This window comes from Alkalibacterium sp. s-m-28, from assembly GCF_054658175.1.
Genome location: NZ_BAAGIQ010000285.1, coordinates 1 through 423, shown reverse-complemented (window position 1 = coordinate 423; position 423 = coordinate 1). Strand labels below are relative to the sequence as shown.

1 pseudogene is annotated in these 423 nt (G+C 37.6%); it reads right to left on the bottom strand.

Annotation, left to right across the window (positions count from 1 at the left end):
* Positions 1-12: 12 nt before the first annotated feature.
* Positions 13-423 (bottom strand): annotated as a pseudogene (locus ACYQ4S_RS12345) (IS4 family transposase); the annotation flags it as partial.

Sequence of the window (423 nt, the reverse complement as noted above, 5' to 3'; positions counted from 1 at the left end):
TCACCAAAGAAATTACGCAGCAATTTGTTCTTGGTTTGACTGATTTCCAATCAAAATTTCTTTGAATGCCGCCGGTAATGTGTCGATTAATTGATCGAGCAACGCCGTTACTTGTTGTTCGGATAATACAAATTGGTCTTCAAGCAGTGCTTTTAAAGCATGCAAAAGAAGAGATAAAGATTTTGTGAAGCGAATGTTTTCTAGTTCGTCGCATTCTAAATAAAAGAGTTCTCCAATCGTTCGTGGATCCTTTTCATTTCGTGAAACAAGTGCAAAAAATATATACCGCATAAAGACAATCGTTGTGTGGGCAATCATGATGTCATATTTTCGTCCGTAGACTTCTTTCCCGAGCTGTAAATAAGATTTACAGTACTTGAAGAACGTCTCAATGTCCCACCGTTTTCCGTATAGACGAATGAT